The 14,064-nt window shown below is 35.7% G+C and carries 10 protein-coding genes; 4 read left to right on the top strand and 6 right to left on the bottom strand.

What is annotated here, in order from left to right:
* Positions 1-204: 204 nt before the first annotated feature.
* Together ACW0JX_RS24775 and ACW0JX_RS24780 are read right to left on the bottom strand one after the other, a co-directional pair.
* Positions 205-1,647 (bottom strand): alanine/glycine:cation symporter family protein, encoded by a 1,443-nt coding sequence (locus ACW0JX_RS24775; protein ID WP_075717274.1) that lies wholly within the window; start codon positions 1,645-1,647, stop codon positions 205-207.
* A 332-nt stretch (positions 1,648-1,979) separates the two neighbouring features.
* Positions 1,980-3,410 (bottom strand): alanine/glycine:cation symporter family protein, encoded by a 1,431-nt coding sequence (locus ACW0JX_RS24780; protein WP_459245171.1) that lies wholly within the window; start codon positions 3,408-3,410, stop codon positions 1,980-1,982.
* 304 nt (positions 3,411-3,714) lie between these two features.
* Here ACW0JX_RS24780 and ACW0JX_RS24785 point away from each other — a divergent pair, with 304 nt between their 5' ends.
* A complete protein-coding gene (locus tag ACW0JX_RS24785) occupies positions 3,715-4,353 on the top strand; it encodes an NAD(P)-dependent oxidoreductase (RefSeq protein ID WP_459245172.1) in 639 nt (212 codons plus the stop codon).
* Positions 4,354-4,397: 44 nt separating this feature from the next.
* Here the strand turns inward: ACW0JX_RS24785 and ACW0JX_RS24790 are convergent, their stop codons facing one another.
* From ACW0JX_RS24790 to ACW0JX_RS24805, 4 genes are all read right to left on the bottom strand, one after another.
* Positions 4,398-7,574, bottom strand: a complete 3,177-nt coding sequence (locus tag ACW0JX_RS24790; protein ID WP_459245173.1) for a putative mucin/carbohydrate-binding domain-containing protein — start codon at positions 7,572-7,574, stop codon at positions 4,398-4,400.
* Positions 7,575-8,145: 571 nt separating this feature from the next.
* Positions 8,146-9,066, bottom strand: coding sequence for a thioester domain-containing protein (locus ACW0JX_RS24795; RefSeq protein WP_459245174.1), 921 nt, complete (start codon positions 9,064-9,066; stop codon positions 8,146-8,148).
* Between the two features lie 112 nt (positions 9,067-9,178).
* Positions 9,179-10,018 carry an aldo/keto reductase gene (locus ACW0JX_RS24800; RefSeq protein ID WP_072940894.1) on the bottom strand — a complete coding sequence of 280 codons (840 nt, stop codon included), beginning with the start codon at positions 10,016-10,018 and terminating at the stop codon, positions 9,179-9,181.
* Between the two features lie 16 nt (positions 10,019-10,034).
* On the bottom strand, positions 10,035-11,198 hold the full coding sequence (locus ACW0JX_RS24805; RefSeq protein ID WP_459245797.1) for an MFS transporter: 1,164 nt from the start codon (positions 11,196-11,198) through the stop codon (positions 10,035-10,037).
* 373 nt (positions 11,199-11,571) lie between these two features.
* On the opposite strand from ACW0JX_RS24805, the gene ACW0JX_RS24810 reads away from it, so the two are divergent.
* From ACW0JX_RS24810 to ACW0JX_RS24820, 3 genes are all read left to right on the top strand, one after another.
* On the top strand, positions 11,572-11,916 hold the full coding sequence (locus ACW0JX_RS24810) for a winged helix-turn-helix transcriptional regulator (RefSeq protein WP_000760481.1): 345 nt from the start codon (positions 11,572-11,574) through the stop codon (positions 11,914-11,916).
* Positions 11,917-12,351: 435 nt separating this feature from the next.
* The gene (locus tag ACW0JX_RS24815; RefSeq protein WP_001115310.1) at positions 12,352-12,792 is read left to right on the top strand and encodes a DUF1641 domain-containing protein; all 441 of its coding nucleotides are present in this window, start codon (positions 12,352-12,354) and stop codon (positions 12,790-12,792) included.
* 44 nt (positions 12,793-12,836) lie between these two features.
* Positions 12,837-14,015 carry an NAD(P)/FAD-dependent oxidoreductase gene (locus ACW0JX_RS24820; RefSeq protein WP_000043199.1) on the top strand — a complete coding sequence of 393 codons (1,179 nt, stop codon included), beginning with the start codon at positions 12,837-12,839 and terminating at the stop codon, positions 14,013-14,015.
* Positions 14,016-14,064 lie beyond the last annotated feature (49 nt).

Below are 14,064 nucleotides of genomic sequence, written 5' to 3' on the forward strand. Positions count from 1 at the left end.
CTTATTTCAAAGGCATTTTCCATTCTAACATAAATCACAACTCATATCCGCACTTTTCTTAAAAAAATACATTTTATTACGAAACATTCATGAATGTTCGTCTTTTTCATTATAAAGCGAAACTTTAATGAGCAGGAGTTTCACTTCACACAAATAGCTGAACCAATAAAAATGAGCATCAAGTTTCACTTGATGCTCACCTCATTATACTGCTTTTTCTTTATCAGCTACTACTGGCTCATCCCAACACTCTGTATTGTTCAAACCTGGAATAGACTCCGCATAAAAGACTGGATCTTTCCCTTGTTTCTTTTGCTTAATATAATCTGATAACGCTGCGAAAGCATACTTAGAAAGGAATACAATTGCTACTAAGTTAATAACAGCCATAATTCCCATAAATAAATCTGCTAAATCCCAAACGATTTGAATTGTCGCTACAGATCCTAGCATAACCATACCAAGTACAGCAATGCGGTATGCATTTAATAACACTTTACTTCCATTTAAGAACTCAATATTTGTTTCACCATAGTAGTAGTTACCTACTAATGAACTAAATGCAAACAAGAAGATCGCAACTGCTACAAATATAGAAGCCCATGGACCGATATGTTGACTTAACGCCTGCTGCGTTAATTGAATTCCATTTAAATCAGCTGCATTATGCACGTCTGATAAAAGAATGATAAATGCTGTACAACTACAAATTAATAATGTATCTGTAAATACCCCTAAAGTTTGAATGAAACCTTGTTTAACTGGGTGCGTTACGTTTGCAGTCGCTGCTGCGTTTGGCGCACTACCCATACCTGCTTCATTTGAGAATAATCCACGTTTTACCCCTAATAAAATCGCAGCTCCTAATCCTCCGCCTACTACTTCTTTAATTCCGAAAGCATGTAAGAAAATTTCTTTAAATACATATGGAATTGCCGTAATGTTTGTTACAACAACGAATAATGCCACTGCTACATAAATAATTGCCATTACTGGAACTATCATTTCAACCGCGCGAGCAATTCGTTTTACTCCGCCGAAAATAATAACTGCAAGTAAACCAGCCATAACAAGACCTACTAATCTGCTATCTGTTTTAAATGCACCATCAAAGGCAGCTGCTACAGTATTAGACTGTACAGCGTTAAAAATCAATCCGAAACTTACTGTTATTAGAACAGAGAACACAACACCTAACCAGCGTTTATTTAAACCCTTTTCCATATAATACGCTGGGCCCCCACGGAATGCATTCCCATCTTTTACTTTATAAATTTGCGCTAATGTGCTCTCTACAAATGCAGAAGCACCCCCAATTACCGCAATTAACCACATCCAAAATACTGCTCCTGGACCACCTGCTGAGATCGCAATAGCTACACCAGCTAAGTTACCAGTACCTACACGAGAAGCTGTACTCATACAAAACGCTTGGAATGATGATACGCCGCTCTTCTCTTTTTGCGCTTTCCTCGTTTTCGAGCTTGCTCCATCCCCAAGCAAACGAATCATTTCACCGAAGTAACGAACTTGGACAAATTTCACACGAAATGAAAAATAGAGCCCTAACCCAATTAACATCGCAATAATGATATATGACCAAAGGATATTATTTACATCCCCAATTACCCTAGCTAAAAAATCCATATTTGTATTGCCCCCTCTTCCTAACAATAAGAAAATTATATTCTAAAAACTTTAAGTAATCAAGAACTTTATGTAAGGTTTTATGACATGAGTATGTTAATTATCTTAACATACGTGTTTTTTTTCATAAAAATATAGCTATTACATACATTTATCCAATACTCAATCACTTATCCTCTTCGACCAGTCATACTTTTAAAGCCGTACGTTCCCCATAATAACGAGAGAAACAAACAAAAAAAGTTATATTAATAATTACCCCTCACCCTTTTCATCATTTACTACAATAAAAAAGGCGAGCATCGAATTTGCCTCGATGCTCACCTTTTCAATTACACTGCTTTTTCTTTATCTGTTACCGCTGACTTATCCCAACACTCTGTATTCGTTAAACCAGGAATAGAATCTGCACTGAAGACTGGATCTTTTCCTTGTTTCTTTTGCCTTACATAGTCTGCTAATGCTGCATACGCAAATCGGCCAAGAAGTGTAATTGCAATTAAGTTCGTGATTACCATTAGACCCATAAATAAGTCTGCCATATTCCATACAACTTGAAGCGTCGCAACAGAACCGAATAATACCATTCCAACTACCGCAATACGGTAAATTGTTAACCACGTTTTACTTTGCTTAATGAATTCAATATTTGTTTCACCATAATAGTAGTTTCCTAGAAGTGAACTAAATGCAAATAAGAAAATAATAATCGCTAAGAAACTGCTCGCCCATGGGCCAATTTGTGAACTTAATGCATTTTGTGTTAATTCAATACCTTCTAAATTCGTTGCTTTATATGCACCAGAACATAGTACGATAAACGCTGTTGATGTACATACTAAGAATGTATCTACTAATACTCCAATTGTTTGAATAAAACCTTGTTTCGCTGGATGCGTTACATCAGCTGTTGCTGCCGCGTTCGGCGCACTACCCATACCTGCTTCGTTCGCAAATAATCCGCGCTGAATACCATATTTCATCGCAGCACCGATACCGCCACCTACAGCTGAATCTAAACCGAATGCACCTTTAAAGATTTCCGTAAACACATCTGGTATTAAATAGAAGTTTTTAATGACAACAAAAATAGCTACTGCAATATAAATAAGTGCCATTGGCGGAACAATCATTTCCGACATACGTGCAATACTTTTTACACCACCAAAAATAATAACCCCAACTAATGCAGCTAATACAATACCAACAATATAACGCTCTAAGCCAAATGCATTTTCAAACGCTAATGTTACTGTATTTGCTTGTACTGAGTTGAAAATTAAACCGTAACTAATTGTAATCAGAATAGAGAACCAAATCCCCATCCAACGTTTATTTAAACCTTTTTCCATATAATAAGCAGGACCACCGCGGAAGCCACTGCCATCTTTTATTTTATAAATTTGCGCAAGCGTACTTTCTACGAAACTTGAAGACGCACCGATAATCGCAATAACCCACATCCAAAATACAGCTCCAGGTCCTCCCATAGAAATAGCTAACGCTACACCAGCTAAGTTCCCGATACCAATACGAGCTGCTGAACTCATACAAAACGCTTGGAAAGAAGATACACTACCTTTTTTACGCGTCTTTCCAGTTAATCCATCACTCATTAGTCGAACCATTTCCCCTAAATGAGTAATTTGTACGAATTTCAATTTAATAGAAAAATAAAGACCTAAACCAATTAACATCGCAATAAGAATATATGACCAAAGAATTGTATTTGTTGATGAAATAAATTGCTCTAAAATATTCATACAATTAACCCCTCCTTTTCTCCATAAAACGAATTATATTTAAAAAACATTCAAAAATCAACATTTTTCGACAATTTGCAATTTCCAAATATTAGCCAGGTTCACAGTAACAATATCTTTATGACTGACTACCCTCCCTCTAACTGTGCATACTAAAACAAAAAATAAATTCACAAACAACCCTATTGACAAAAATACCAACCTGTAACTATAATGATTACAACAGGTTGTAACAATCCTAATTACAATACATTCATTCATTTTCAGATATACACTTTAACAAAACACTTTGGAGGGATTTATTATGAAAATCGGAATTATCGGAGCAACTGGTAAAGCTGGAAGTCGTATTTTAAAAGAAGCATTAGATCGCGGACATGAAGTAACTGCAATCGTAAGAAATGCTGCAAAAATTACAGAAGAAAACGTAAAAGTTTTAGAGAAAGATGTATTTTCTCTTACATCTAACGACTTGCAAGCATTCGATGTAGTTGTAAATGCATTCGGTGCTCCAGCAGGACAAGAACACCTTCACGTAGATGCAGGAAACGTACTTATTGAAGCTGTGAAAGGTGCACCAAATACAAAATTACTTGTAGTTGGCGGAGCAGGAAGCTTATTTGTAGACGAAGAAAAAACAACACGTGTATTTGATACACCAGGTTTCCCGGGCGAATACCTTGCAACAGCTCAAAACCAAGGTAAAAACTTAGAAATCTTGCAACAAACAAATGATATCACTTGGACATTCATCAGCCCTTCTGCACTATTCGCATTAGGAAAACGCACTGGTTCTTACAAAGCTGGCAAAGACAATCTTCTTGTTAACTCAAAAGGTGATAGCTACGTAAGTTACGAAGACTTCGCAGTTGCAGTACTTGATGAAATCGAAAATCCAAAACACGTAAACGAACGCTTCACAGTAGTATCTGAAGCTGAATAATAAAAAAAGCTCGTAAAACATTATGTTTTACGAGCTTTTTCTTATTATTGCACTTGCTCTAATCCATTTTGAGTAATCTTAAAGGATATTTCTTGCCCCTTCATCGCATCCTCTTTTTTAACTAACTCATTCTTTTTGTACCAATTCAAACGACTCGGTTCCGCATGGTATACTTTCAGCACATCTCCATACTCAAATGCCGTTCCATTTACTTGCCCAGCAAAATTCTTTGAAGTCTCTTGTCCTTCTGCCGTTACATGCTTTTTCTCATTTCCATTTTGATCATAAATCGTAAGGCCTATATACTGCTCATTTACAAAGCGATAATGAATCTCCTCATTTGTAAATGTTGCATGTAATTTCTTTTCAGCGTGGTTTAACGTAACAATTGAACGTGTTACATTCGACACACCTTGATATACTATGCTATCTCCATATGTAACTTCCACAGATACTTCTGTCACTTTCTTATTCCCAAAGCGATCTTTCGTTTCTACTTTTGCTTTTTGTTCACCAATTTTTGTTGTATCCGGTTTTTCTACAAATCCGAGTACTTCTCCATCTTTCACTTGAACAAAGTCTTTCGCATCTAATTTTTCAGCGTCCGTTCCGATTACTACTTTTTGTGGGACTGCTGTTACTTCTTGTTGCGCTTCCATTCTCTCGAAACCTTTTTCCGTTAATTTAAAGTACAACTCTTGTTTCCCTTTACCGTTACTTACAAACTCATTTTTTTGATACCACTTCAATCGATCTGATTCTGCATGATATACCTTAATAACATCACCATATGCGAAGTCTACACCATTTAACTGTTCTGCAAAGTTTTTCGAACTCTCTTGCCCCTCTGCCGAAATAACTTTCTTTTCATTTCCATTTTGATCGTATAGCGTGATTCCCATATATTTTTCATTCTCAAAACGATAATGAACTTTAGCATCCGTAAATGTTGCCTGTAGCTTTTTCGTATTATGATCCGCAGTTACGATAGAACGCGTATTATTACCATCACCTTGGAAGACTAAGCTATCGCCATAGATTACTTCCAATGGCACTTCCGTCACTTTCTTATTTCCAAAACGATCTTTCGTTTCTACTTTCACTTTTTGTTCACCGATTTTTGTTGTATCCGGTTTTTCTACAAATCCGAGTACTTCTCCATCTTTCACCTGAACAAAGTTTTTCGCTTCTAATTTTTCAGCGTCCGTTCCGATTACTACTTTTTGTGGTACTGCTGTTACTTCTTGTTGAGCTTCCATTCTCTCAAAGCCCTTTTCTGTTACTTTAAATAATAATTCTTTCTCTACCTTCGCCTTACCTTGTCCGATAAAGTCATTATTTTGATACCAATTAAAGCGATCTGATTCAGCGTGATACACTTTTACTACATCACCATACTCGAACTCTAACTCATTAATTGATTTCGCGAATTCTTCCGCATTTTCAACACCTTTTACTGTTGCTTTCTTTTTCTCATTTCCATTTTGGTCTAGTAATGAGAATTCAAAATACGTGTCTTCTTTAAAATAATAGTGCACTGGATTTGAATCAGCTATCGCACTAAACTTTTTCTGATCATGTTGCAGTGTTACGATTGATTTAATATTAGTATCATAATTGAGCCCTTTGAATACTAAGCTATCACCATAACTAACATTTGCTACAACCGGAATTAAATTCTTATTACCTTTTTCATCTATAATTTCTACTTTTACAGTTTTTTCTCCAACTTCAGGCTTGCCTTGTTTAATCACACCTGTTGTTTTTACACCTTCCCCTAAATTCTGTACAAGTTCTTTTGCTTTTTTCTCATTATATGTAGTACCTATTACTACATTTTGGATTTTTTCATTATTTGGCTCGCCATATGGAACTTCATATAACTCAATTTGTTTCTCACGAATTGGATTGCTATCTGTAGATAACCAAATTTCTTTTTCTAATTTTGGTAAATTTAATTTTTCAATCTTTTCTCTCGTAGCATCATTTGCAATTAATCCCCATTTATCAAAGAAAGGAATTAAATTTTGTCCTGCCACTTTTGACGTCATATAAATAAACATCTGCTTTTTCTCTTCATCAGATTTAGGCAATTCTGTATCATGTAACAAACGATACATTTGATGTAAATTTGGATAGAATTGATCCCCATAAGCTAAATATAACTGCCAAAACATAACTAATTTCTCAAATACATCCATCTTCTCTTGTGCATCCGGTTTACCTAAATAAGCAAATGCAGCTTCATAGCGCCCCTCTTGCTCTAACCTTGTTTTATACCCAAATGTAGTTTGAACTGCCAAAGAATAAATATTAACGGTTACTTCTCCAAGTCCATCCCATAACCAAGTGTCCTGTTGATGTTGATGTCCCACTTCATGCCAAGGCCCCCATCCATCATTAGTTAACTCTTCTAGATTTAGTACTGACTCTAAATTCCCTTTACTATAAGCTGTTCGATAATAAGTCGCATACATATAATTATCCGTATACCAGTCTTCAACAAAATGAATGGTATGTTTACCTTGATTCGCAACACCCGCACCATCTTTTGATAAACCTGATATCTTATGTTCTATATTAATTATTTCATCGTGTTTCTTTAATAACGCAGCTGGATCTTCTTGCTTCAAATGTTCCGCCACAGTTTCAGGATGCATAGTTAATAAACTATTTTCCCCCTTCATTTCTATTGCATATGGATCAGGATTCTCTGCCAACATACGCTTCCAATCTTTTGTCGTATGCTTACCTAAAATAAATAAAGGATTTGGTGTACCGCCTTTTTTCACTTTAGCGACTACTTCTCCTGTGTTGTGATAATTATAAAAATATAATAGCCCCCCATTTGAAGAAGAAATTTTATTCTCACCAGGATTTAAATTGAATTGTTTAGGTTCTTCTTTTTCATAAGAATATGTACCAATATAAGCTTTAATCTGTTGAGTCCCTTCTACTTGAATAACTACTTCTTCACCTGGCTTTACATAAATGCCCGTTGGTTCATAAGGAGAAAAACTCATTCGACGCTGATGCAACTCACGCATCCCTTCTACATCACCTTTTGGCAGTAATTGATACACTCGCTCTTCTTGCTGTTTCTCCTTACCTTCAATCGTCATCTCTGCATACACCTTAGGTAATTCAAGTCCATATGGCGTTAATAACGTAGCTAAACAAACACCAGCTACTAATACCCTACTCTTTTTCTTCTTTGACATAATCTGTGTCCCCTGTCCTTTTTTTAGACAAACCATCCTAAATATTCATTTAATAAGAAATCCTATTATTTTTATAAAAACATTTAATGAATAGACGAACACCTCGCGCACCTGTATCTATTACTACCGCATTTCTCTTTATGTATTCGCTTTCTTATATTGTAAAATTTTTATGTAATATGTCCTCCTCACTTCTCTCTATTTGTGATGAGTTCTCTTCGTACATAAAAAGAGAATAGTAAAAGATATCATTTAGTATTGTCATCTATACATCTAAAAATAAAAATAGCAATAGAATCTTACATTTTCTTCATATATGACCATCTATAGGTAGTTTTTCCAACTGAATTTTACACGCTTTCTACTTCGTTTGATAGACTTCATAATTAGAATAATGTTACAATTTTGTGAATAACATCCGTTGATTGTAATGTTTAGATTTTGTTATATTTTATTATTTTTAAATACTTTTTCAAACGTTAAAATAGTGTTTCACTCGATTAATTATTATCTTGATATATTTTTAAAGAATTCATATGAAAAAGCATTGGCATACGCCAATGCTTTCTCATTATCTCTTTTGATTCGGTTTATGCGGTTCATTTGGAGTATATGGCTTATTTGGTTTATTTGGAGCCTCAGCCTTTTTCCAACTTACCGCTAACTCTGGACTTGTTTTTTCTTCACTACGCTCAAGTAATACTACTGCATTTTGAATAGTCGGTGTACCTTTATGCGCAATTCCTTGTAGTTTCGTTAAATTTCCTGATACTTTAAAGCTAAATCCACCAGCTGGTGTTTGTTTCGGAATTAAAATGCGGAACTTCTCTCCTACATTAAATTCTGTTTTTGTTTCGCCTTTTTCATTTGCAAATTTCACGCCCGCTGGTGCACCTGTTGCTTGCACTTTATACGTTCCGCTTTTTGCATTTGTTTCTACTGTATATAAACCTGTTTCAAAGAAATCATTTTTTAATACTGCTTCTTGTTCTTCTGTAGGAGTTACACCCATCGTAATTTCTTGTAACTCTTCACTAGCGTTTGCTTTTGCAACGATGTCTTTCGTTACTTTCTCTACATTTTTATTGCGGAAATCTAAATCATTAACATCAATTTGTTTTAACGCATTCCACACTGCCAGCTGCGTTGCGTAATGCGCCTCTCTCCAATCAGATACTCCTAATTCTTGTGGGCTCTTTTGTGGATATCCATTCAACAGTACACGGTACACATTAATATCCACTTTCCCCATTTCCGGTAAATCTTGACCGCTCGGAGATTTTAAATCTACATTTAAGCAAAATGCAATTTTTCCATCTGCCGTTTTAATAAGTTCTGTTCGAATTGGTTTCTTCTTTGACTTACTATAACTCCAATTCATTTCATACTTTGTATGATCCATAACTTCTGCGAATGCTTTTTGAAGTGGGAATAATACAAATAAGACACTTAAAAACATAGCTAAAAGTTTGAACGATTGCTTTATATTCATGTTTACAGCCCCTTAATAACAAACTTAATACTAAGTAGTATTTAATTAGAAAATATTTTTATGCAAAAAAAAGAGCGCATAAAAGCACTCTTTTTTCTTTCTTACTTTAATCTTAGAAATCGAAGTTATCAGGATCTGGACCAACGCGGTGATTTTGGTTTAACGCATCGATTTTTTCCATGTCTTCTTTTGTTAATTCAAAGTTAAATACATCAGCATTTGCAATAATGCGGTGTTCTTTCGTTGATTTTGGAATTGTAATTACTCCGTTTTGAAGATCCCAACGTAAAATCACTTGTGCTGTTGTTTTACCGTGTTTCTCAGCGATTTCTTGTAATGTTTCATTATCTAATAATTGACCTTGCATAAGTGGTGACCATGCTTCCATTTGAATACCTTGTTCTTTACAGAAAGCTTGTAATTCTTTTTGTGTTAAACGAGGGTGATATTCTACTTGGTTAATCATTGGCTTAATTTCTGCATCTTTCATTACATCTTGTAAGTGATGAATTTGGAAGTTACTTACACCAATTGCACGTACACGCTCTTCTTTATAAAGTGTTTCTAGCGCTCTCCACGTATCTTTATATTTTCCTTCTACAGGCCAGTGAACAAGATATAGGTCTAAATAATCTAGTTCTAATTTCTTTAAGCTCTCTTCGTATGCAGCAATTGTTTCTTCGTATCCTTGATCTGCGTTCCATACTTTTGAAGTGATAAATAATTCTTCTCTTGAAATACCAGTCGCTTCAATACCTGCACGGATTCCTTCACCTACAGCTTTTTCATTTCCGTAAATTGCAGCTGTATCGATGCTACGGTATCCTGCTTTAATCGCTGATTTTACAGCTTCTACAAGTTCTGGTCCTTCTTCTACTTTAAATACACCTAAACCGAACCAAGGCATTTCTACACCATTATTTAATACTGTTTTACTTTGTAAGTTTTTCATTTTATTTTCTCTCCTTTTATTTTACTTGATCTCTTTTTTCTAATGTCATGCTCCATGCTGTTAAAATCACGGCACCTACTACCATAAGACCGCCTACCCAAGCAGTATGGATTAATCCTAACGAATTCGTTACAAGGCCACCTATATAAGAACCTAAAGCGATTCCTCCGTTAAATGCGGCAATATTAATTGCTGAAGCAACATCAACCGCACTTGGAACAAAGCGCTCTGCCAATATAACTACATATACTTGTAGCCCTGGAACATTCATAAATGCGAATAGTCCCATGAAAATAATTGTGATTAATCCAGCTACTTTAAATGGCGCTGTAAATGTTAAAACAAATAATATGATCGCTTGAATAAAGAACATGTAAAATAGCGCTCGAATCGGATTATGATTCGATAATTTCCCGCCAACCATATTCCCTATCGCAATTGCGATTCCGTACACTAATAAAATGATAGTAACGGTACTTGCTTCAAATCCTGTTACTTCTTGTAATAGGGGTGATAAATACGTAAATGTTACGAATGTACCACCGTATCCAAGTGCAGTAATAATGAAAACAAGTAATAGTCTTCCATTTTTAATTAATTTAAATTGATCACGAAACGATACAGGTACACCATTTTTTAAATTAGATGGGACGAGTATACTGTTTGCGATGAAAGCAATAATTCCAATTACGACAATCGCCATAAATGACGCTCTCCAGCCAAACTCTTGACCGATAAATGTTCCAATTGGCACACCAGTAATAGTCGCAACTGTTAATCCAGTAAACATAATCGCAATTGCGCTAGCACGTTTATTCTCTGGTACGATTGCAGCTGCAATTGTAGATCCAATTGACATAAACACACCATGTGCAAACGCAGATACAATTCTTGCGATAATTAATACAGTGAAGCTTGTTGCTACCGCCGCAATGCCATTACCAATAATGAAAATAATCATAATCCACATTAATAATGTCTTCCGCGACATACTAGCCGTTAACGCTGTTAAAACAGGAGCTCCTACCGCTGCTCCTAACGCATATAAGGAAACCGTTAAACCGGCTGTTGTAACCGAAACATTTAAATCTTTTGAAATAGATGGTAGTAAACCGACACTAATAAACTCGGTCGTACCAATCCCAAACGCACTAATTGCTAGCGCTAATAAAGCAAACATACTTCTTCGGCTCGTCTGAGCTTCCGAAGATGGTACTGTATATGAACTCAATTGAATTCCTCCTTATTACAAGAAATCCAATCATAATAGTATGATAAAAAGGCCCTTTTATCTTCTAAAAAATATATTTCATACTTACAAATGCTATTATGAATGGTTTCATTCCTTTTTTGAAGAACGCACTTTAAAGTACGATAGGCACTAAAAAGTAACATAGTCACTTTTTGGTACCGTACTACTCATTTGCCTCTTACATGTGCTATTATGAAACATATTTAACATAATAAAAAGTACGTACTTTAAAGTGCTATAGGTACTAAAAAGTAACATTTGTATTATTAAACTTACTTTACTCAAAAAGGGAGGGGTTCATATGAAGAAATACAATATTCCTGTAGAGGCGACTTTAGAAGTTATCGGCGGCAAATGGAAAGTTGTTATTCTTTGTCACTTAACGAAAGGTACAAAGAGAACGAGTGAATTAAAACGCTCCATGCCTGGTATTACACAAAAAATGTTAACGCAGCAATTACGTGAATTAGAAGACGACGGGGTCATTCAAAGAAAAGTATACAACCAAGTCCCACCGAAAGTAGAATATTCTCTTACCGACTACGGTTGGTCTTTAGAATCCATTCTTGACTCTCTTTGTTCTTGGGGCGAATGCCATCTTGAAAAAGAAGGTAACACATCGATGCTAATTGCAGAAGGTGAATAATAGGAAAAAGGAAAAAACGAACATGAATTTGTTCGTTTTTTCCTTTTTTTCTATATATATATGTACATTTCTAACTGAAACAAAATATTTTATACGCTTTCATACCTTGTCAGCACTACGTTATACACTCAATATCAAATAATTAGGAATCATTTTTATGTTAACATAGGTGTATATAGTATATAATATAGGATATATATTATATACACTTTCCGGTAACGGAGCTTTTCCATTATGCGGACAAGCCATATATCGGACAGTTCATAAATAATAAGTAAGACGTTATGGTTTTAGATTTATGTTTGCAGCTTACTTGCTGTCATAAATTTAAAGGCATTTTATTGTGTTTTGTGAAACTTTGCATAAAGTTTCGTAAACGTTTACTATCTTACTTATAAAAAATAAGAGTATTGCTATCGTAAAGGAGAATTGGAGATGCCAGAAACTATGACTCAAACAAAGCCAGAACAAGAAACTGTACAAATTTCTGCTAGCCAAGGACAACTTGATGTACTTGATCAGTTGTTAAAACCTGAGGTACAAGAATCATTAACAACACTAGTAGAACAGCTTCCAAAATTAACTGAGCTTGTTAACATTTTAACTAAGTCTTATGACTTCGCTCAAACTGTTGCTACTGATGAAGTATTAAAAAGCGACACTGTTGGTGCAATTACAGAGCTTGTAGAACCTGTAAAAGATACAGTGAAAAGCATGGCTGCAACTGCAATCGAAGCGAAAGATCGTGCTGACGAAAGTACTGAAGTTATCGGCCTATTCGGTCTATTAAAATTACTAAAAGATCCACAAGCACAAAAAATGTTCCGCTTTGTGAACGCATATCTTCAAATTAGTGCAGAACGTAACAATAAATAATTTAACTTATAACAACAATTAGTAAAGACGGGGGATATCATACTATGTCAAAACAAATTGTCATCTTAGGCGCTGGTTATGGCGGTCTTCTTGCCGCTTTAAACGTACGTAAATATTACAGCAAATCAGAAGCACAAGTTACAGTGATTAACCAATACCCAACACACCAAATCATCACTGAATTACACCGCCTTGCAGCTGGTAACGTGTCTGAGCAAGCAATTGCAATGCCACTTACAAAGCTTTTCAAAGGTAAAGATATCGATCTTAAAATTGCAACAGTTGAGTCATTCTCAGTTGATAGCAAAGAAATCAAACTAGCTGGCGGCACTACTTTATCTTACGATGCACTTGTAGTTGCTTTAGGAAGTAAAACTGCTTACTTCGGTATTCCAGGACTAGAAGAAAACAGCATGGTATTAAAATCTGCTGCTGATGCAAACAAAATCTACAAACACGTTGAAGACCGTATTCGTGAATACGCGAAAACGAAAAACGAAGCTGATGCTACAATCGTAATCGGTGGTGGCGGATTAACTGGCGTTGAGCTAGTTGGTGAGCTTGCTGACATTATGCCTAAACTTGCAAAAAGCCACGGCGTAAATCCAAAAGAAGTTAAACTTCTTCTTGTTGAAGCAGGTCCAAAAATCCTTCCAGTATTACCAGACCACTTAATCGAACGTGCAACTACTAGCCTAGAAGCACGCGGTGTTACATTCTTAACAGGTCTTCCTGTAACAAACGTTGCTGGCAATGAAATCGACTTAAAAGACGGTCAAAAACTTGTTGCTAACACATTCGTTTGGACAGGTGGCGTTCAAGGTAACCCATTAATCGGTGAATCAGGTCTTGAAGTTAACCGTGGACGTGCAACAGTTGATGCATACCTACAATCTACTTCTCACAAAGACGTATTCGTTGCTGGAGACAGCGCTGTTGTCTTCTCTCCAGACGGTCGTCCATACCCACCAACTGCACAAATCGCTTGGCAAATGGGTGAGTTAATTGGATACAACTTATACGCAGCACTAGAAGGCAAAGCATTCGAAGAGTTCGCACCTGTAAACTCTGGAACACTTGCTAGTCTAGGACGTAAAGATGCGGTTGCTACAATTGGAGCAAGCAATACTCCACTTAAAGGCTTACCAGCATCATTAATGAAAGAAGCAAGTAACGTTCGTTACTTATCACATATTAAAGGTCTATTCAGCTTAGCTTACTAATCTGAATATAAGCCCGAATCATGCCCAGCATGGTTCGGGCTATTTTTAT

The organism is Bacillus sp. C-3-6 (assembly GCF_054509685.1).

What these genes read in the sequence shown, in the direction of transcription:
- ACW0JX_RS24775 (WP_075717274.1), bottom strand. Translation starts at nt 1,647, where the DNA reads ATGGATTTTTTAGCTAGGGTAATTGGGGATGTAAATAATATCCTTTGG.
- ACW0JX_RS24780 (WP_459245171.1), bottom strand. Translation starts at nt 3,410, where the DNA reads ATGAATATTTTAGAGCAATTTATTTCATCAACAAATACAATTCTTTGG.
- ACW0JX_RS24785 (WP_459245172.1), top strand. Translation starts at nt 3,715, where the DNA reads ATGAAAATCGGAATTATCGGAGCAACTGGTAAAGCTGGAAGTCGTATT.
- ACW0JX_RS24790 (WP_459245173.1), bottom strand. Translation starts at nt 7,574, where the DNA reads ATGTCAAAGAAGAAAAAGAGTAGGGTATTAGTAGCTGGTGTTTGTTTA.
- ACW0JX_RS24795 (WP_459245174.1), bottom strand. Translation starts at nt 9,066, where the DNA reads ATGAATATAAAGCAATCGTTCAAACTTTTAGCTATGTTTTTAAGTGTC.
- ACW0JX_RS24800 (WP_072940894.1), bottom strand. Translation starts at nt 10,018, where the DNA reads ATGAAAAACTTACAAAGTAAAACAGTATTAAATAATGGTGTAGAAATG.
- ACW0JX_RS24805 (WP_459245797.1), bottom strand. Translation starts at nt 11,198, where the DNA reads ATGTTTGCTTTATTAGCGCTAGCAATTAGTGCGTTTGGGATTGGTACG.
- ACW0JX_RS24810 (WP_000760481.1), top strand. Translation starts at nt 11,572, where the DNA reads ATGAAGAAATACAATATTCCTGTAGAGGCGACTTTAGAAGTTATCGGC.
- ACW0JX_RS24815 (WP_001115310.1), top strand. Translation starts at nt 12,352, where the DNA reads ATGCCAGAAACTATGACTCAAACAAAGCCAGAACAAGAAACTGTACAA.
- ACW0JX_RS24820 (WP_000043199.1), top strand. Translation starts at nt 12,837, where the DNA reads ATGTCAAAACAAATTGTCATCTTAGGCGCTGGTTATGGCGGTCTTCTT.